At 71.9% G+C, this 16,983-nt stretch carries 20 protein-coding genes; 6 read left to right on the plus strand and 14 right to left on the minus strand.

The features are described from left to right. Nucleotides 1-27 precede the first annotated feature (27 nt). The 7 genes from KHP12_RS23650 to KHP12_RS23680 all read right to left on the minus strand — a co-directional run bounded on the left by KHP12_RS23650 (nucleotide 28) and on the right by KHP12_RS23680 (nucleotide 8,072). On the minus strand, nucleotides 28-930 hold the full coding sequence (locus tag KHP12_RS23650) for an aminoglycoside phosphotransferase family protein (RefSeq protein WP_086883665.1): 903 nt from the start codon (nucleotides 928-930) through the stop codon (nucleotides 28-30). Nucleotides 931-1,347: 417 nt separating this feature from the next. Beyond that, the gene (locus KHP12_RS23655) at nucleotides 1,348-2,775 is read right to left on the minus strand and encodes a CoA transferase (protein ID WP_210609401.1); all 1,428 of its coding nucleotides are present in this window, start codon (nucleotides 2,773-2,775) and stop codon (nucleotides 1,348-1,350) included. Nucleotides 2,776-2,869: 94 nt separating this feature from the next. Continuing rightward, nucleotides 2,870-3,871 (minus strand): trypsin-like serine peptidase, encoded by a 1,002-nt coding sequence (locus KHP12_RS23660; RefSeq protein ID WP_210609403.1) that lies wholly within the window; start codon nucleotides 3,869-3,871, stop codon nucleotides 2,870-2,872. A gap of 380 nt (nucleotides 3,872-4,251) precedes the next feature. After that, nucleotides 4,252-5,280: an L-idonate 5-dehydrogenase gene (locus KHP12_RS23665; RefSeq protein ID WP_210609405.1), complete on the minus strand. Its 1,029-nt coding sequence runs from the start codon at nucleotides 5,278-5,280 to the stop codon at nucleotides 4,252-4,254. 38 nt (nucleotides 5,281-5,318) lie between these two features. Continuing rightward, nucleotides 5,319-6,098 (minus strand): glucose 1-dehydrogenase, encoded by a 780-nt coding sequence (locus KHP12_RS23670; RefSeq protein WP_086886134.1) that lies wholly within the window; start codon nucleotides 6,096-6,098, stop codon nucleotides 5,319-5,321. A 43-nt stretch (nucleotides 6,099-6,141) separates the two neighbouring features. Then, complete coding sequence (locus KHP12_RS23675; RefSeq protein WP_086886135.1) at nucleotides 6,142-7,539, minus strand: GntT/GntP/DsdX family permease; 1,398 nt, start codon at nucleotides 7,537-7,539, stop codon at nucleotides 6,142-6,144. A 20-nt stretch (nucleotides 7,540-7,559) separates the two neighbouring features. Next, nucleotides 7,560-8,072 carry a gluconokinase gene (locus tag KHP12_RS23680; RefSeq protein WP_037953470.1) on the minus strand — a complete coding sequence of 171 codons (513 nt, stop codon included), beginning with the start codon at nucleotides 8,070-8,072 and terminating at the stop codon, nucleotides 7,560-7,562. Nucleotides 8,073-8,205: 133 nt separating this feature from the next. Between KHP12_RS23680 and KHP12_RS23685 the strand changes: the two genes are divergently transcribed. Beyond that, nucleotides 8,206-8,937 (plus strand): FadR/GntR family transcriptional regulator, encoded by a 732-nt coding sequence (locus KHP12_RS23685; protein WP_086886136.1) that lies wholly within the window; start codon nucleotides 8,206-8,208, stop codon nucleotides 8,935-8,937. A gap of 228 nt (nucleotides 8,938-9,165) precedes the next feature. Here KHP12_RS23685 and KHP12_RS23690 read toward each other — a convergent pair whose 3' ends face one another. After that, nucleotides 9,166-9,915 carry an SDR family NAD(P)-dependent oxidoreductase gene (locus KHP12_RS23690; protein WP_037953468.1) on the minus strand — a complete coding sequence of 250 codons (750 nt, stop codon included), beginning with the start codon at nucleotides 9,913-9,915 and terminating at the stop codon, nucleotides 9,166-9,168. 96 nt (nucleotides 9,916-10,011) lie between these two features. Between KHP12_RS23690 and KHP12_RS23695 the strand changes: the two genes are divergently transcribed. Then, nucleotides 10,012-10,623, plus strand: a complete 612-nt coding sequence (locus KHP12_RS23695) for a TetR/AcrR family transcriptional regulator (protein ID WP_086885940.1) — start codon at nucleotides 10,012-10,014, stop codon at nucleotides 10,621-10,623. 24 nt (nucleotides 10,624-10,647) lie between these two features. Here the strand turns inward: KHP12_RS23695 and KHP12_RS23700 are convergent, their stop codons facing one another. The 4 genes from KHP12_RS23700 to KHP12_RS23715 all read right to left on the minus strand — a co-directional run bounded on the left by KHP12_RS23700 (nucleotide 10,648) and on the right by KHP12_RS23715 (nucleotide 12,422). Beyond that, nucleotides 10,648-10,839, minus strand: coding sequence for a PIN domain-containing protein (locus KHP12_RS23700; protein WP_244203412.1), 192 nt, complete (start codon nucleotides 10,837-10,839; stop codon nucleotides 10,648-10,650). Next, on the minus strand, nucleotides 10,836-11,129 hold the full coding sequence (locus KHP12_RS23705) for a type II toxin-antitoxin system VapB family antitoxin (protein WP_086885932.1): 294 nt from the start codon (nucleotides 11,127-11,129) through the stop codon (nucleotides 10,836-10,838). The genes KHP12_RS23700 and KHP12_RS23705 overlap by 4 nt, the downstream gene beginning before the upstream one ends. A 90-nt stretch (nucleotides 11,130-11,219) precedes the next feature. Beyond that, nucleotides 11,220-12,047, minus strand: a complete 828-nt coding sequence (locus tag KHP12_RS23710) for a DUF1963 domain-containing protein (RefSeq protein ID WP_086885933.1) — start codon at nucleotides 12,045-12,047, stop codon at nucleotides 11,220-11,222. Nucleotides 12,048-12,086: 39 nt separating this feature from the next. Further along, entirely contained in the window at nucleotides 12,087-12,422 is a 336-nt protein-coding gene (locus tag KHP12_RS23715) for an ATP-binding protein (protein ID WP_086885934.1), read from the minus strand. A gap of 195 nt (nucleotides 12,423-12,617) precedes the next feature. Here KHP12_RS23715 and KHP12_RS23720 point away from each other — a divergent pair, with 195 nt between their 5' ends. Genes KHP12_RS23720 through KHP12_RS23730 form a run of 3 tightly spaced genes read left to right on the plus strand, consistent with a single transcriptional unit; the run spans nucleotide 12,618 to nucleotide 14,183 of the window. Continuing rightward, on the plus strand, nucleotides 12,618-13,358 hold the full coding sequence (locus tag KHP12_RS23720; protein ID WP_086885935.1) for a helix-turn-helix domain-containing protein: 741 nt from the start codon (nucleotides 12,618-12,620) through the stop codon (nucleotides 13,356-13,358). 23 nt (nucleotides 13,359-13,381) lie between these two features. After that, entirely contained in the window at nucleotides 13,382-13,753 is a 372-nt protein-coding gene (locus KHP12_RS23725; protein WP_244203413.1) for a hypothetical protein, read from the plus strand. A 40-nt stretch (nucleotides 13,754-13,793) separates the two neighbouring features. Continuing rightward, nucleotides 13,794-14,183, plus strand: coding sequence for a hypothetical protein (locus tag KHP12_RS23730; protein WP_086885936.1), 390 nt, complete (start codon nucleotides 13,794-13,796; stop codon nucleotides 14,181-14,183). A 71-nt stretch (nucleotides 14,184-14,254) separates the two neighbouring features. Here the strand turns inward: KHP12_RS23730 and KHP12_RS23735 are convergent, their stop codons facing one another. Continuing rightward, nucleotides 14,255-15,028: an SAM-dependent methyltransferase gene (locus KHP12_RS23735; RefSeq protein WP_086885942.1), complete on the minus strand. Its 774-nt coding sequence runs from the start codon at nucleotides 15,026-15,028 to the stop codon at nucleotides 14,255-14,257. Between the two features lie 233 nt (nucleotides 15,029-15,261). Then, a complete protein-coding gene (locus KHP12_RS23740) occupies nucleotides 15,262-16,674 on the minus strand; it encodes an amidase (protein WP_086885937.1) in 1,413 nt (470 codons plus the stop codon). 149 nt (nucleotides 16,675-16,823) lie between these two features. Here KHP12_RS23740 and KHP12_RS23745 point away from each other — a divergent pair, with 149 nt between their 5' ends. Beyond that, entirely contained in the window at nucleotides 16,824-16,970 is a 147-nt protein-coding gene (locus KHP12_RS23745) for an SCO1431 family membrane protein (RefSeq protein WP_106969093.1), read from the plus strand. The last annotated feature ends 13 nt before the right edge of the window (nucleotides 16,971-16,983 follow it).

Raw genomic sequence — 16,983 nt, forward strand, 5'->3', positions numbered from 1 at the left:
CCCCGCTGTCCCGCGGCGAGGGGAGCCCTAGGCGTTTCTTTGGCACAGCACCTGGTCGATGACATGGCGTGCGTTGGCCGCCATCGCCGGGTTCGTCTCGCGGTAGTACGGGAGCTGGATGAGCGCCATGCTCAGGGCCCAGCCCCGGCCCCGCGCCCAGGTGGCGTCGTCCACGCCGAGCGCGGCGCGGAAGTCCTTCCGTACCGACGCCGGGAGCAGGTTCCAGGCCGGGATCAGATCGCAGGCGGGGTCGCCCACCCCGGCGGTCCCGAAGTCGATCACCGCGCTCAGCCGACCGTCCGCGACCAGCAGATTGCCCGGCATCAGATCCGAGTGCACCCACACCGGCGGCCCGTCCCAGCCGGGCGCCGCCAGCGCCTCCTCCCACGCCGCGGTGGCCGCGTCGGTGTCGATCGCGCCCGCTGATCCGCGCAACAGGCCGATCGCGGTACGGGTCTCCTCGTCCACCTCCCGCAGCGGTCCGCCCCGGTACGCGGGCGGCCCGTCCGCGGGCTCGATCCGGCGCAGCGCGACGATGAACTCCGCGAGGTCGGCGGCGAGTGCTCCGGGCCGGGCGACCCGCCCCTCCCGGGGGTTCTCCCCGTCGAGCCAGCGGTGCACGGTCCACGGCCAGGGGAAGCCGTCGCCCGGCGCGCCCCTGCCGAGCACCGCGGGGATGGGGACCGGCAGCGCGGGGGCGAGCCGGGGCAGCCAGTGGTGCTCCCGCTCCACGTCCCCGGCGCCGCCCGCGATCCTCGGCAGCCGTACGGCGAGGTCGTCGCCGAGCCGGAACAGGGCGTTGACGGTGCCGGACGAGGCGAACCGTTCGATGGGCAGCCCCGCCCACCGGGGGAACTGCGCGGCGAGCAGCCGCCGTACGAGAGCCGCGTCGATGGGCCGTTCGCCGGCGTGCATCGTGCTCGCGCTCATCGGCACCCTCCTGGGCCTCGTGAGTCGTGTCGGACACCACTACGCGTCAGGGGAGGGCTTGGCGGCAACCGAATTTGCGCTGGCGGGCGGGCGTTGGGGGTGCGCCTGGGGCGTGACGCCTGCGGCGAGCTGCTCCCCTCCCCGCCCCTTCCCTCAACTGGGGCTCCGCCCCAGACCCCAGGGGCCCAGACCCGGGGCCCAGACCCGGGGCCCGGGGCGAAGCCCCTGGAACGGGAACGGACGGGAAGCCAATCCAGCCTCTCCGGCGTTTGAGGAGCAAGCTTGAGGGCAGAGCCCCAGGAACACCAACCCAGCCCCTCCGGCGATTGAGGAGCGGGGCCGGGGGCGGAGCCCCAGTTGCGGGAAGGGGCGGGTAGGGGAAAAACAGCCCGACACCCCCTACGGCCCCGCCCGAGCTCAGAGCCAGCGCGGGTCGTCGGCGCCCAGGCGGCCGGGTGGGCGGGCCCAGTCGAGGGGGCCGGCCGGGGCGGCGATCGGCGCGCGAGCGTGGCGCAGCGCGCCCAGGTCGGAGGCGGTCTCGGCCAGCCAGAGCGCCGGGTCATGGACGGGGCCGTCCACCTCGGCGGCGGGAGCGATGCCGTGGATCAGCCAGGACGCCGTACCCGCGAGGGAGAGCCGCAGATGGCGCCCCCCGCCGATGCCATGGCGCTCAGTCAGCCCCCGCAGCACCGCCGCCGCCAGCAGATACCCGGTGCCATGGTCGAGCGCCTGGGCGGGTAGCGCCCCCGGAGGGCCGTCGCCATCGCCCTTCGCCTCGATCGCGGCGATACCGGTGGCCGCCTGGACCAGGCTGTCGAAACCACGCCGCCCGGCCCAGGGCCCGGACCAGCCCCATGCGCACAACTGGGCCACGACCAGCCCGGGGTGGCGCTCCAGCAGGGCGTCCGGGGCGAGCCCGAAGTGGTCGAGCGCACCGGGGCGGTAGCCGGTGACCACCACATCGGCGTCGGCGAGCAGCGCCTCGAAGGTCCGGCGGTCCTCGGGCGCGGCGAGGTCGAGTGCGGCGGAGCGCTTGCCGAAACCGGTGTCGGCGTGGGCGTCCGGATCCTCGGGCAGCCGGGGTGAGTCGATGCGCAGCACGTCGGCGCCGAGCAGGGCCAGGGTGCGGGTGGCCACCGGTCCGGCGATGACCCGGGTCAGATCGAGCACGCGCACGCCGCTCGCCGACAGATCGCCGCTCGCCGACAGATCGCCGTTCGCAGGCAGGGGCGCCTCCCGGAGGCCGCGCGGGGCGGCATCCCCGACCCGCCGGGACTCGATCAACGGCAGCGCGCCCAGCGGGATCTCGCTCTCACCCGGCTCCGCCACGGCCACCGCCAAACCGCCCGCCGCGTAAACGGTCTCCTGGATCGCGCGGGCGGGGCGGGCCGCGAGCGCCACCGCGAGTTCGTCCGGCCCGCTGTCACCGGGCAGGCCCAGGGCGGTGAGCAGCCGGGCCCGGTGGTGCGGGTAGTTGGCGTGCGTACGGACCCACCCGTCGGCCGCACGCCAGAAGCCGGACAGCGGGGCGAAGTTGGTGGGCCTCCGGCCGTCGATCCGCAGGTGCCGTTCGCTGACGAACGCGGTGGCGACGGCACCCTCGTCGACCCGTACCGCCGGAACCGCCCCGCCGGAGCGCCGCGCGCCCAGTTCGGCGGCGGCCAGCGAGCAGACGCCCACGGTGGCGCGGGCCAGCTCGGCCACGGGCAGCCGGGCGGGCAGTCCGCCGCTCACCGCGCGGTACGTCACCCGCTCCAGCAGCGCGGGGTCGCCGCCGAGGGCGGCCCACGCGTGGGCGGTGGCCGCGTCCCGCGTGTCCCGTGGTGATACATCGCTCCTCGTCATGCGCTCATTGTGCGCCGAGGCGCATGACGTCGAGCCCCGCCCCCTCCTCCTGGTCGGGGACGGAGAGGGCGGGCCGTGCGCAGTGGGTGGCGGGCTATGCGGCGCCCGCCTGCTGGTAGAGGCCGAGGGCCTCGTTGCCCAGCGTCGGGTGGTATTCGTTCGTGCCCGCGCTGACGCTGATGTTGCCGATCAGATAGCCCGCGCCGCCGGAGAAGTCGGCGAGGAAGCCGCCGCCGCTCGACCCTCCGGTCTGGACGCAGTCGATGCCCCACATCGTGGAGCCGGGGCGGCCCGCGTCGGCGAACTCATTGCCCTCGCAGTGGTTCAGCCGCTCGCCGTTGCCCTCGGCGGCGGAGCCTCCGTAGCCGAACGAGTGGACATGGCGGCCGGTCTGCGAGTTGAAGGCGATGCCCTGCGCGCCCACGGTGTCGGCCAGGGTGCGGCCGTTCAACGTGTTCATCACGGCGAAGGCGTAGTCCCAGTTGGCGTTGGACCGGGTGGAGACGTACTGCGCGTCCCAGAAGAGGCGGCGGGCGGCGAAGGTGCCGTAGGGGCGGTTCCCGTTGTTGTAGCCCGGGATGAAGACCCAGTTGCGGTAGCCGGTGCCGGTGGCCGCGTCCACGGTGCAGTGGCCGGCGGTGAGCACGACGGACTTGTTGTCGCTGTTGGCGACGGTGGCGGAGCAGGCGAAGGTGCCTCCGGAGGCGTTCTGGAAGAAGACCTTGCCCGCCGTGGTGCTGATCAGGCCGCCGCCGGTCCAGGCGGTGGGGGACGTGGCCCGCGGCGAGGGCGCGGAGACGGGGGCGTTGGGGCCCGGGAGCGGGGGCACGGTCACCCGCTCCCCCGCGGTCGGCGCGGGGTCCGCGAGCTTCGCGGTGCGGGCGGCGGGCAGGGTGGTGACGTCCCTGGCGGTGCGCAGCCGTTCCGCCGTCCAGAAGCGGACGGCGGCGCGCTGCTCCTCGGTGGCGACGGAGGCTCCCTGAGCGGAGGGAGCGGGGTGGGACGGGGCGGGGGTGGCGGCGTGGGCGGCGGTTCCGGCGGTCCAGCTGAGAGTGGCGAGGGTGAGGGCGCTGAATAAGGTGGCGACACGTCTCATGCGGTCGGCTCCAAGTCCGTTGGAGGTGCCCGAGAGCGTAGGACAACGTTGTCCTACGCTTTGTCGCCGGTAGGGTGCCACGACTGGTCCAGACCTGCCATGAGTCCGGACGTCACCATTAGGGATCCCCCTAGCGCGCTTGTGACGCGCCCCGACGCCGCAACGGTGCTTGGCGTGGGCCGCCCGCAGCGAGCACCGTCGCGGTGCTGACTACCGACTACTGGCGCGGGGCAGCCGGGGCCAGGGTCGCCTCGATGTCGCCCCTTCCCGTAACCAAGGGCTCCGCCCCTGGACCCCGGGGGGGGCGAGACGAGCAAGGGGCGGGGAGGGGGAGCATCGATATGCGGCTCCGCCGCGTGGCCCGCCGCAGGCGTCAGGGCCTACGCGAAGTCCAACAGCACCTTGCAGGACTGCCCACGATCGGCCGCCAAGGCAAACGCCTCCGCCGCCTCCCCCACCGGCCGCACCCCGCTGATCAGCGCGTCGAACGACGGCTCAGCCGCCAGCAGCCGCAACGCCTCGTCGAACTCGGCGTGGAAGCGCAGTGCGCCCCGCAGTTCGATCTCGCGGCTGACCAGCACGTTCCCGGCGAATGGGCTCTGCCCGGGCGGCAGCATGCCGAGCTGCACCACTACCCCGCCGCGCCGCACCCTCCGCAGGCAGGTGTCGAGTCCGGCGGCGACGCCCGACGCCTCGATGGCGACGTCGACCTCGACCGAGGGCCAGTTGGGGTCGTCCGGGTCGTCGGCCCGCACGCACGCGGTCGCTCCGGCCGCCGCCGCGAACTCCAGGGCGCGTGGGAGCAGATCGGTCGCCGTGATGGTCGCCGCGCCCGCCGCGCGGGCCGCCGCGATGGTCAGGCAGCCGATCGGACCGGCGCCGGTGACCAGCACATGACGGCCCTTCACCGCGCCCGCCCGCCGCACCGCGTGCAGCGCGACGGACAGCGGTTCGGCGAGCGCCGCCCGGCGCGGGTCCAGTCCGTCGGGCAGGGCGCGCAGCTGGGCCGCCGGGACGGTGATGCGGGAGGCGAAGCCGCCCTGGACATGGGGGAAGCGCGCGGCGCTGCCCAGGTAGCGGGTGTCGCGGCAGACGTTGGCGCGGCCGTCGGCGCACTCGGGGCACACCTCGCACGGCGTGGCCGGATGCACGGCGACCGGGGTGCCGACCGCGGGCCCGGTCGCGCCCTCGCCGTACGCCACCACCGTGCCCACGACCTCGTGCCCCAGCACCATCGGCTCCTGGAGCCGGAAGTCGCCCACCCCACCGTGCCGGTGGTAGTGGAGATCCGATCCGCAGATCCCGCCGTAGCGGATCGCCACGAGCGCCTGCCCGGGCGCCGGTTCCGGCTCCGGGAGTTCCTCGACCCGCAGATCACCCGGCCCGTGGATCACACAGCCCAGCACCATTCGCCCAGCCTCCTCAAGCTCACCTGATATCCCGGCGTTCACAACACGCTCGTCATGCCGCCGTCTACGTACAGCACCTGCCCGCTCACGAAGTCCGCCGCCGGGGACGCGAGATACAGCAGCGCCCCGATCAGATCCTCGGTGCGGCCCCAGCGTCCGGCCGGGGTCCGCCCGCGCACCCAGGCGCTGAACTCCTCGTCCTCGACCAGCGGCCGGGTCAGCTCGGTCTCGATGTAGCCGGGGCCGAGCCCGTTGACCTGGATTCCGTACCGGCCCCAGTCCGCGCACATGCCCTTGGTGAGCATCTTCAGCGCGCCCTTGGTCGCCGCGTAGGGCGCGATGCCGGGGCGGACCACCTCGCTCTGCAGGGAGCAGATGTTGACGATCTTGCCGTGGCCGCGGGCGGTCATCCGCCGGGCGGCCTCGCGGCCCACCAGGAAGGCGCTGGTGAGGTTGGTGTCCAGGATCTGCCGCCAGGCGTCGTCGGTGAACTCCAGCAGCGGCGCCCGGTTCTGCATCCCGGCGTTGTTGACCAGGATGTCGAGCGGGCCCACCCGCTCCTCGACATCGGCGATCCCCTCGGCGACGGCCGGGCCGTCGGTGACGTCGAACGCGGCGGTGTGCACCTCCGCGCCCCCCGCGCCGATGCCGTCGAGTTCGGCGGCGGCCTTCTCCAGGGCCCGCGGATCGCGCCCGTTGAGCACCACCGTGCAGCCGGCCTCCACCAGACCCCGCGCGAAGGCGTGGCCGATGCCCCGGCTGGAGCCGGTGACCAGCGCGGTGCGGCCCGCGATGTCGAAGAGCGGATGTGTCGTCATGGCGTACGTACCCCTACCTCTGCTCGGTTACCTCTGCTCAGCGCTAGATCACCAGTGACAGCAGCAGGACGAAGACGAGCCCGACGACGGAGATGATCGTCTCCATCACCGACCAGGTCCGCACCGTCTGCCCGACGCTCATCCCGAAGTACTCCTTGACCAGCCAGAATCCCGCGTCGTTGACATGGCTGAAGAAGAGCGACCCGGCGCCGATGGACAGCACCAGCAGCGCCACATGCGTGCTGGACATATCGGCGGCGAGCGGGGTCATCAGCCCGGCGGCCGAGATCGTGGCCACCGTCGCCGAGCCGGTGGCCAGCCGGATGGCGACCGCGATCAGCCAGGCGAGGAGCAGCGCGGAGACGCTCCAGTCCTCCGAGAGGTCCATGATCATCTTGCCGACGCCGATGTCGATCAGCGTCTGCTTGAAGCCGCCGCCCGCGGCGACGATCAGCAGCATGCCCGCGATCGGGGCGAGCGAGTGCTCGACGGTGGAGGAGAGCCGGTCCCGGGTGAAGCCCGCCGGCCGGCCCAGCGTGAACATGCCCACGAGCACGGCCGCCAGCAGCGCGATCAGGGGGTTGCCGATGACGTCGGCGACGCGCTGGACGCCGTTCTCCGGGTCGTCCACCACGATGTCGACCAGTGCCTTGATCAGCATCAGCACGACCGGCAGCAGCACGGTGAACACGGTGACGCCGAACCCGGGACGCCGCTCCAGCTCCTCCGACGGACGCGTGGGCATCAGCCGGTCCGGCGGGGTGACGTCGACCCAGCGGGCGGCGACGCGCGAGAAGACCGGGCCCGCGATGATCGCGGTGGGGATGGCGATGAGGACGCCGAGCGCCAGGGTGATCCCCAGGTCGGCGTGGACCGCGTCGATCGCCGCGAGCGGGCCGGGGTGCGGCGGCACCAGGCCGTGCATCACGGACAGGCCCGCGAGCGCCGGAATGCCGATCCGCATCAGGGAGAAGTTGCCGCGCTTGGCGACCAGCAGCACCACCGGGATCATCAGCACCATGCCGACCTCGAAGAAGAGCGGCAGCCCGATGATCCCCGCGATCAGCACCATGGCCCAGGGCATCGTCCGGTTGCCGGCCCTGGCGAGGATCGTGTCGACGATCTGGTCCGCGCCGCCGGAGTCGGCGAGCAGCTTGCCGAGGATCGCGCCGAGGGCGATCAGCACGCCGACGCCCGCGACGGTCGATCCGAGACCGGCCGAGAAGCTGGTGATGACCTTGTCGAGCGGGGCTCCCGCGACGGCGCCGAGCGCCAGTGAGCCGATCGTCAGCGACAGAAACGCGTGCAGCTTGGTCTGGGTGATGAGCAGGACGAGAACGGCTATGCCGACGAGGACGGCTATGCCGAGCTGTGCGTGACCGGCCGACGTGATCGGGTCGACGGTGTCCGCTGCCAGCATCTCGGCGCTGAGTCTGGTCACGGCGGGTTTCCTTACGTGCGTTACTGATGTTCGAGCCGCCGCAGTTCGGCGGCGGCCCGCTCGGTGATGGCCTCGGGTTCGGGGGAGACGTCCACGGCGACGCCGTACTCGTCCGGCTGGAGCGGTTCGAGCGTGGCGAGCTGCGAGTCGAGCAGGTCCCCGGAGAAGAAGTGGCCCTTGCGCTCCTTCATCCGCTCGGCGATCAGCTCGCGGTCGCCGGTCAGATGGAGGAAGACGATGTCGGGGGCGGCGGACCGCAGCCGGTCGCGGTACATCCGCTTGAGCGCGGAGCAGCTCACCACTCCCCCGCCCTCGGCGTGGGAGTGGGCCCAGGCACCGATGGCGTCCAGCCAGGGGCGTCGGTCGTCGTCGTCCAGCGGGGTCCCGGCCGACATCTTGGCGATGTTGGCCGGCGGGTGGAAGTCGTCGGCCTCGGCGTACGGGACGCCGAGCTCCTCCGCCAGCAGGGGGCCGACCGTGGTCTTGCCCGTACCGGACACTCCCATGACCACGACAACCTGGGGGGCGTGCATTGTGTGAAACCTCGCTGTCTTCCTCGACCTCGGCGCCGCCGGACACTCAACCCCACAGATACGACGTATTCAAGAGTCCGTGACTTAAAAGTCATACTTATTTGAGGGACGGGTGGCCGCGTAGGCTGAGCGCATGGACGAACAGGGGCCCGAGGGCCGTGGTCAGAGGCCCAGGAGCCGGGGGCTGCACGACCGCGTCCTGGAATCTCTCGGCCCCGCGATCACGGCGGGCGACTACCCGCCCGGCACGGTGCTCCGCACGGATGAACTGGAGCGGCGCTACGACGTCTCCCGCACGGTCGTCCGGGAGGCGGTGCGGGTCCTGGAGTCCATGCACCTGGTGGAGTCCCGCCGCCGGGTCGGGGTGACCGTGCGCCCCACCGAGGAGTGGGACGTCTTCGACCCCCAGGTCATCCGCTGGCGCCTGGCCGGCCCCGACCGCCCCCGCCAGCTCCGCTCCCTCACCGCCCTGCGCTCGGCCATCGAGCCCGCCGCCGCCGGGCTGGCCGCCGAGCACGCCACGCCTGAGCAGTGCGCCGAACTCACCGAGCACGCGCTCAATATGGTGGCCACCTCGCGCGGCCAGCAGCTCCCCGCGTATCTGATCCACGACGTGGCGTTCCACCGCGTGATCCTGCGCGCGTCGGGCAACGAGATGTTCGCCCGCCTCGGCGACGTCGTCGCGGAGGTCCTCACCGGCCGCACCCAGCACCGCGTCATGTTCAGCGACCCCGACCCGGAGGCGGTCACCCTCCACGTCCGCGTGGCCGAGGCGGTCCGCGCGGGCGACGCGGAGGCGGCGGAGCGCTACACGCGGGAGATCACCGTGGGCGCGCTGCGAGAGCTGGACATCCTGGCGCCGTAAGGACGGCGGGGTCCGCACCTGGAGTGCCGGCCGTCCGTTGAGTGCGGGTTTCGCTTCGCGCCTTCGGCGCCTTTGAGCAGCGGGGCAGGGGGCAGGGGGCAGGGGCGCGGGCTACGTCGCCGGGCGCCGGGGCTGCGGGGGTGAGCGCCGGTGGCGGCCTGGGCCCCGGCCGCGGAAGTCGCCGCCGAGGCCCACGAGTTGGATCCTGGCGCCCCGAGCCCGCCCGAGTCAGATCTGGTTCTCACCCCCGTCGACGTAGAAGTTGGCGCCGAGGACGAAGCTGCTCTGCTCGGAGGCGAGGAACGCCACGAGCCCGGCGACCTCCTCCGGGCGTCCCATCCGGCCGATCGCGGTGGTCGTGGCGAGGTGTGCCTTGAAGTCGGCCGCCTTGTCCTCGCCGGCGAGGGCCGTGATCGCCGGAGTCTCGACCGGGCCCGGCGAGATCGCGTTGACCCGGATGCCGCGGCCCTTGAGCTCGTTGGCCCAGGTCCGCGCGAAGGACCGGATCGCGGCCTTGGACGCCGCGTACGCGCCGAACGCCTCCGTGCCGTTGTCGGCGGCGGTGGAGGCGTTCAGGATCACCGAGGCGCCGTCGTTGAGCAGCGGCAGCGCCTTCTGCACGGTGAACACCGTGCCGTGCACATTGACGGCGAAGGTCCGGTCGAGGTGTTCCTCGGTGACCTCCTCCAGCGTCGCGAAGCCGGCCGTCGCCGCGTTCGCGAAGACCACGTCCAGACCCCGGCCCCGGGCGCGGACCGCGTCGTAGAGCCGGTCCAGGTCGGCCGGGTCGGTGACGTCACCCGCCACCGCGGTGGCCCCCGCCGGGCCGATGGCCTCGACGGCCGCGTCCAGCTCGGCCTTGCGCCGGCCGGTGATGAACACGTGCGCACCCTCGGCCGCCAGCCGTACGGCGGTGGCCAGGCCGATCCCGGTGCCGCCGCCGGTGATGACGGCGGTCTTGCCCTCAAGCTGTCCCATGACAATGACCTCCTCAAAGTTCGGTACCGATCGGTACCGAAGGCGAGCGTAGCGCACTTCTGAACCGACCGGTACTGAAGAGGTATGCTCGACGGCATGAAGACGCGGCAGCAGGCACCGATCGGCCGACCGAGGGGTTTCGACGCCGACGAGGCCCTCGAGCGCGCCATGCGGGTCTTCTGGGAGCAGGGCTACGAAGGCGCCAGCCTCACCGACCTGACCAGCGCCATGGGCATCACCCGCACCAGCATGTACGCGGCCTTCGGCAACAAGGAGGAGCTGTTCCGCAAGGCTCTGGAGCGCTACTCCGAGGGCCCCGCCGCCTACGCGGACCGGGCCATGCGGGAGACGACCGCCCGGCAGGTGGCCACCGCGTTCCTCCACGGCTCCGTCCGGGCCAACACCCGCCCCGGCTGTCCCGCCGGATGCCTCGGCGTCCAGGGCTCCCTCGCCGCCGGCGACCCCGGACGCAGCGCCCGCGACGCCCTCATCGCCTGGCGCAACGAGGGCACGGCCCGCCTCCGCGACCGGTTCCGGCGGGCCGTCGACGAGGGCGATCTGCCACCGGACACCGATCCCGGAGTGCTCGCCCGCTACCTCATGACCGTGGCGAACGGCATGGCCGTCCAAGCGGCCAGCGGTGCCACGCAGGAGGAGCTCCAGCAGGTGGCCGACGTGGCGCTGCGCAACTGGCCGCTCGCGCCCTGAGCCTGCCCGAGGGCGGTTCCGATCTCAGCGGGGAGTCGCGAGGACGTTGCGTTCCGCGAGGGCCGGGAGAAGGCGCGCGGCCGCCCGGAAGTCCGCGTCGTCGTGCAACACGACGAGCCCGTGGTGTGCGGCCGTCGCGCAGATCAGCCAGTCGACGGCGGACAGCCTCTGATGCTGCCCCCGTTGGGCCAGCCGGTACTGGCCGGTCTCGGTCACGCTGGAGACGCCAGACGGCCGTGGAGTCGGCGAGGTAGCGGATCACGGTCAGGCCGCACCCTTCTCCGTACGCTCGGAGCCGCCTTCTCGGCCGCGTGACGCCGCCAGAACCCTTCCTCGTCCCACTGCTGCGCCTGCTCCAGGTGGCGCAGACGCGCCTCGGTGCGCGCCCGGCGTTCGGCGTACTCGCGGAGGGCCATGTTGACCATCTCCTTCTTGGTCTTGGCGCCGGACAGCCGCATGGCCTTCGCGAGGGCGTCGTCGTCGATGTCGATCTGAGTGGCGGACACCGGAACGTCCAAGGGATGGGCTACATACAAAGGTGGTCGATGCCGCATACAAAGCGCAGGCGATGCGGGCATCGATGCGGCTTCAAGACATCACCAGATGTCCGGTGCCGGGATCGCCCGGCTGAAGTCGCCACCACACAGTGCATCGCTGGGGATCGACCAGTGCATCCAGCCGCCGTCGCCGCCGATCCACCACTCGTCCTGCCCGGACAACTGAAGCAAGTGCTGGTATTGGCTCGAATCCTCGCCGTCCGGCAGCGTCGGCGAGGATCCCGTGGGGAACAGCGGCCAGCCGAAGGCCATGTTGTCGGCGTGGAGCGCGTACGGCTGGTCCGACCAGCCGGGGAGCAGATCGGTGATGTCGTAAACGGGCATGTCGTCGACCACGGATCCCAAGTCGACCGTGTCCCAGGCCGGGTCGAATGTGTCGGGGAAGGCGAACCCGGGTGACGCCGCCCAAGCGACCGGCTCGAAGACGCTCGACCGGGCCGGTGCGTCCGTCTCGACGGCGTGGGCGGAACGGGCCGGGACGACCGCCCCCAGCCGCGGGTCCATGAGGTCCAACTTGAGTGACAGTTCAAGGGCGGCGGGATCGCACCGCTCCGATTCGGAGTCGAGCGAGAAGAAGTTCAGCAGGCCCGTCCCGGCGGGGAGCAGGTCACCGAGCCAGGGGGCCAGGGCGTCGGTGTCGAGGACGGCGAGCAGGCTCAGCGGTACGCCTTCACAGTCGGGCCACGGCGTGCCCGGCTCGAGCATCGCCCGGCCACCGAATCGACTGTGCCCGGCCCCCTCGCCCGGCCCGGCTTCGGTGAGCTCGAAACCGGGCCGGGCGAGACGTACGAGACGGGCGGCCAAGGGGGTGCCGAGTCGCTCGGCGCAGAAGGTGCGCAGGGCGGAAAACGTGGTCTCAGGGTCCATCCGGGGAGTCAAACACGCCCGTGTGACAGGCGGGACGACCTAGGTCCCGACCTCGGCCCACACCGTTTTGCCGATCAGCTCGGGTACGACGCCCCAGCGATCCGCCAACTCCTCGACCAGCAGCAGCCCGTGCCCGCACTCGCGCGGCGCCTCGGGCTCGGGGGTCGGGCGCACGGTCGGCAGGCGTTCGACGCGTGGGTCCCGCACCTCGATACGGAGCGTGGGCCCGGTGACGGTGAGTGTCAGCCGGAAGTTCCGCCCCGGCACGCGGCCGTGCAGCGCGGCGTTCGCCGCCAGCTCCGCGATGATCAGCGCCGCCGCCTCATGCGGCAGCCCCCATGAGCGGATGCGCTCCGTCCCGAGGAGTCGTGCCAGGCGGGCGCCCTTGGGTGGCCGAGAGCAGGACGGTGAAGTGCGAAACGGAAGTGTCGGTTCGAGTGATTTGTTGCTTCACGTCACTCAGCGTGGCCACGCGCGAATAGGCTGAAAAGTAGCGACGCCGATACGTGCAGTGACGGTCCGGCCATCGTCCGGGCCTGTCCGACGGCGTCGGGTGGGAGGTGGACCCGTATGGAGGATGAGGAAAGCGGCGCGGTCCTGAGGACGGTCGGCCGTCAGATCAGGTTGTGGCGGGAAGCGGCCGGGCTGAAGCAGGCGGAGTCGGGGGCCGCGATCGGTTACGGGGAGGAGCAAGTTTCGGCCGTCGAACGGGCGCGGCGCATCCCCAGCCCGGAGTTCCTGGACAACGCGGATCGGGTGCTGGAGGCGGGCGGCAAGATCGCCGCGATGAAGAAGGATGTCGCGGAGGCGCGTTACCCGAAGAAGGTTCGGGATATCGCGAAGTTGGAGGCCGACGCCGTCGAGTTGGGCGCCTACAACAACTCGGTAGTGGATGGCCTGCCGCAAACCGATGAGTACGCGACGGCGGTGTTCCGTGAACGACGCCCGACGTTCACGGACGAAGAGGTGGAGCAGCGAGTGGCCGCGCGTTTGGCCCGCCAGGAGATCATCGACACCTCGGCGGCGCGGCCACTCTTCAACTTCATGCAGTGCGAGTCGACGTTGCGCCGCCTCATCGGGGGCAAGATGGTGTTGCGGCGGCAACTCGAACGCCTGTTGGAGGTGAGCCAGTTGCGGAACGTAGACCTCCAGGTCCTGCCGACCGAGCGCGACGACCACGCGGGCATGGGCGGCCAACCATCGCGCCCCTGGTGGCCCCACCGCAGGGCGCATGTTGACCTGATTCATGCTCCTGACGTCCGGGTTCCGTCCCTAATCTCACGGCGGTTGTTGCCGAGCGTCGCTGCGTGAGGCGACGCGCCAAAGGGGGGATCATGAGATCTGCGCGAACACTCGCGCGCACTGTCTGCGCCACCGCCGTACTCGGAACCACCGTCGCGCTGGGCACCGGGCCGGTCTCCGCCGCGCCCGCCACCACCACCGCGAGCTGCGCCTATCCGTACGTGTGCATCCAGCGGTTGTCCGACGGGGTCATCATCGGACGGTTCCAGGACGTCACCTCGGGCTACCAGGACCTGCCGTCCAGACCGAGCAACGTCAACATCATCAACACCCGGCACGACGACGTCGCCTACATCCGTTACGGCAACGGATCGAAGGTCTGCGTCGCTCCGGACAGCACCTTCTACATCAAGGACTACGTCCTGACGGGCATTCGCATCTCCTCGTCCGCGACCTGTAGTTGAGCCACGTCATCACCGACCGGACACCGATCAAGGAGGAGAGATGAAGGCATCACGTAAGCCTCTCAGACGAGTCGCGTGGGCCGTGGCAGCGGCCGCCGGTATCCTCGCCGCCTCGGCGGGAACGGCCGTCGCCGTGCCCGCCGCCGCCCCCGCGAGTGCTGCGGCGAGCTGCGCGTATCCCTATGTGTGCCTGTTCAAGGACGGCGTCAGGATCGGCCAGTTCCAGGACGTCACCTCGGGTTTCCAGTCCCTGCCGTCCAAGCCGACCGGCACGGCCAGCTCGCCCATCACCGTCACCAACACCCGTCACGACGACGTCGCCTACATCCGTTTCAACACCGGCACGACCGTGTGCCTCCCCCCGGAATACAGCACCAACTTCACCGGGACGCTGACCGGGATCCGCATCTCCTCCTCCGCGACTTGCTGAGGTCCGGCGTGGAGTGAGCCGCGATACGGCACGCCGAAGCGGTCGGGGTCGGTCGAGTTCGATCGGCTTCGTCAGGGCTTGCGGCCCACGCCCCCGTACGCGTCGACATCGGGGGCCGCGCCGCTCGCCCCGTCGGGCCCCGGCCGCCACCGCGTGATCCGGACGATGCCGGGCTCCAGCACGTCGAGCCCGTCGAAGAACGCGGCGAGCTCGTCGACCGGGCGGACGTAGTACGGGACCGCACCGCTCGCGTTGTACGTCTCGGAGGCCGCGATCATGCCCTCGCTGGTGGCGGTGGAGTCGCCGATCACCAGGTAGCTGCCGGACGGCAGACCGGCCATCAGGCGGTTCACCAGGGAACGGGCCTCGGCGTGGTCGGCGACGTGGCCGAGGACGTTGAGCAGCACCAGGGCGACCGGTTGGGTGAGGTCCAGCGTTCCGGCCGCCGCCCGGAGTACGGCGTCGGGGTCGTAGAGATCCGCGTCGAGGTAGTCGGTGGCGCCCTCGGGGGTGCTGCTCAGCAGGGTGCGGGCGTGCACCAGGACCAGCGGGTCGTTGTCGACGTACACGATGCGCGCGTCCGGCGCGACGCGCTGCGCGACCTCGTGGGTGTTGTCAGCGGTGGGCAACCCGGTGCCGATGTCGAGGAACTGGCGTACGCCATGCTCGGCGGCGAGGCAGGTGATGGCGCGGGAGAGGAAGTGACGGCTGGTCACGGCCACGTCGACCAGGCCCGGGAAGATCTCCTTGATCTTGTCGCCGACCTCGCGGTCGGCCTCGTAGTTGTCCTTGCCGCCCACGAAGTAGTTCCAGAAGCGGGCGGAGTGCGGCTTGGTGGTGTCCATACGCCGCGCGACATCGGCTGCCGTGCTGTGGGTCGGCTCGTGCTCGGACAAGGAGCTGGCTCCTGACGGGAGTTCGTGAGGGTAGGTACGTAGGTGATGATCTCCTGCGAAGTGAGACGGAACCAGTCGCCCAGTGCACCGAAACGGTCGGGGAGCGAAAGATTGGCCACATATGTGTGCGGCGCCGTCGGTGCGGCGGGGCCGCGCGGGCCGGGGCCGGCTGCCGCGCCGGGTTACGCGTGATGGGCGGGTGGGTGGCGCTCGTACCACCGCTGGTCGGCCTCGAGCTGGGACGCCAGTGAGATGAGCACGGGCTCGCTGTTGGCCGGGCCGAGGAACTGGGCGCCCAGGGGCAGGGTTGCGGCGGGGTCGGCGAACCCGGCGGGCACGTTCATCGCGGGCCAGCCCAGCACGTTCCACGGCCAGGCGTACGGGCACGCCGCGATCATGGCCCGATCCGTACGCCACCCGGACAGACCGGCCATGGCACCGATCCGCAACGGAGGCGTGGCCGTCGTCGGGGAGAGGACCACGTCGAAGCGGTCGAAGATCGCCCCGACCTGGCGCCGCAGCGGCTCCTCGTACGACCGCGCCCACCGCAGCGCGGCGCCGCCCAGCAGGCGGCCGTTGCGGACGGCGCCGCGGGTGCGGATGTCCAGCAGCAGCGGATCGGGGACCCGGCCGGACCATTCGGTGAGCCCGGCGGTGGCGCGCGGCAGGAAGGAGAAGCCCACGAGCCCGTAGCGCGGCTCGGCCTCCACGACCTCGTGGCCGAGGGCCGCCAGCCGCTCGGCGAGCCGGACGACGGCGGCCCGCACCACCGGGTCCAGCCTCTTCGGGGTGCCGGTGAAGGCCGTCTTGAACGACAGGGCGATCCGCAGCCGCCCCGGGTCGCGGCCCACCGCGGACAGCACGTCCACCGGCTCGGGGCAGTGCAGATCGCCCTCGCAGTTGCCGGTCGCGACATGCAGCAGCAGCGCCGCGTCGGCGACCGTACGGGCCAGCGGGCCATTGCAGGTGATGCCGTTGAAAGCCTCGGCGTCCGGCCAGGTGGAGATCCGGCCGCGCTGGGGCTTGATGCCGATGAGATGCGTCCAGGCGGCGGGGATGCGGAGCGAGCCCGCGCCGTCCGAGCCGAGCGCGGCGGGGACCAGACCGGCGGCGACGGCGGCCGCACCGCCGCCGGAGGAGCCGCCGGGGGTGTGCTCCGGGCTCCAGGGGTTGCGGGTGTCGCCGAAGGCGGGGCCCTCGGTGAACGGCCACTGGCCCAGCTCGGGGGTGTTGGTCTTGCCGACGATCACGGCCCCGGCCGCCTTCAGCCGCCGTACCGCCTCGCCGTCCTCGGCCTTGGCGGGGAAGTCGCCACAGCAGCCGAAGGCGGTGGGCTCGCCCGCCACGTCCGTGTCGTCCTTGACCGCGAGCGGGACGCCGAGCAGCGGCAGCCGCTCCCCCGCCGCCAGCCGCCGGTCCGCCTCGGCGGCCTCCCGCAGAGCGGCCTCGGCGCGGACGCGGCGGAACGCGTTGAGCGTGGGCTGGGTCTCGGCGATGCGCTGGAGCGACTGCTCCACCAGCGCACGGGAGGTCACCTCGCCCCCGGCCAGGGCGCGGATCTGCTCGCCCAGACCCTTGGGAATGACGCTGGTCACCGTGGACCTCCTCGGGTGAGTTCGGCCACTCCCCCTTTACCCCAGGTGGCCGCTCGACGCACCCTGGGCAACGGTGGTGGCCCCTTTCATCACGTCCATCACATCCATCACCTTCATCACGATCATCGCTGAGCACAGAGGACACCCGCATGACCGACATCGCGGCGCGCCGCACCGGCCTCCACACCCGCACCGGAGGCCCCTCCGACGGCGAGGACCACCGGCTGGAGCATCTGCTCGGCTGGTCGCTGGTCGTCGTCCTCGCATTGCTCACCTCGCAGCTCGGGCTGTTCTAGGTCCCCGGCCCGG

This window comes from Streptomyces asiaticus (assembly GCF_018138715.1).
Taxonomy (GTDB): domain Bacteria; phylum Actinomycetota; class Actinomycetes; order Streptomycetales; family Streptomycetaceae; genus Streptomyces; species Streptomyces asiaticus.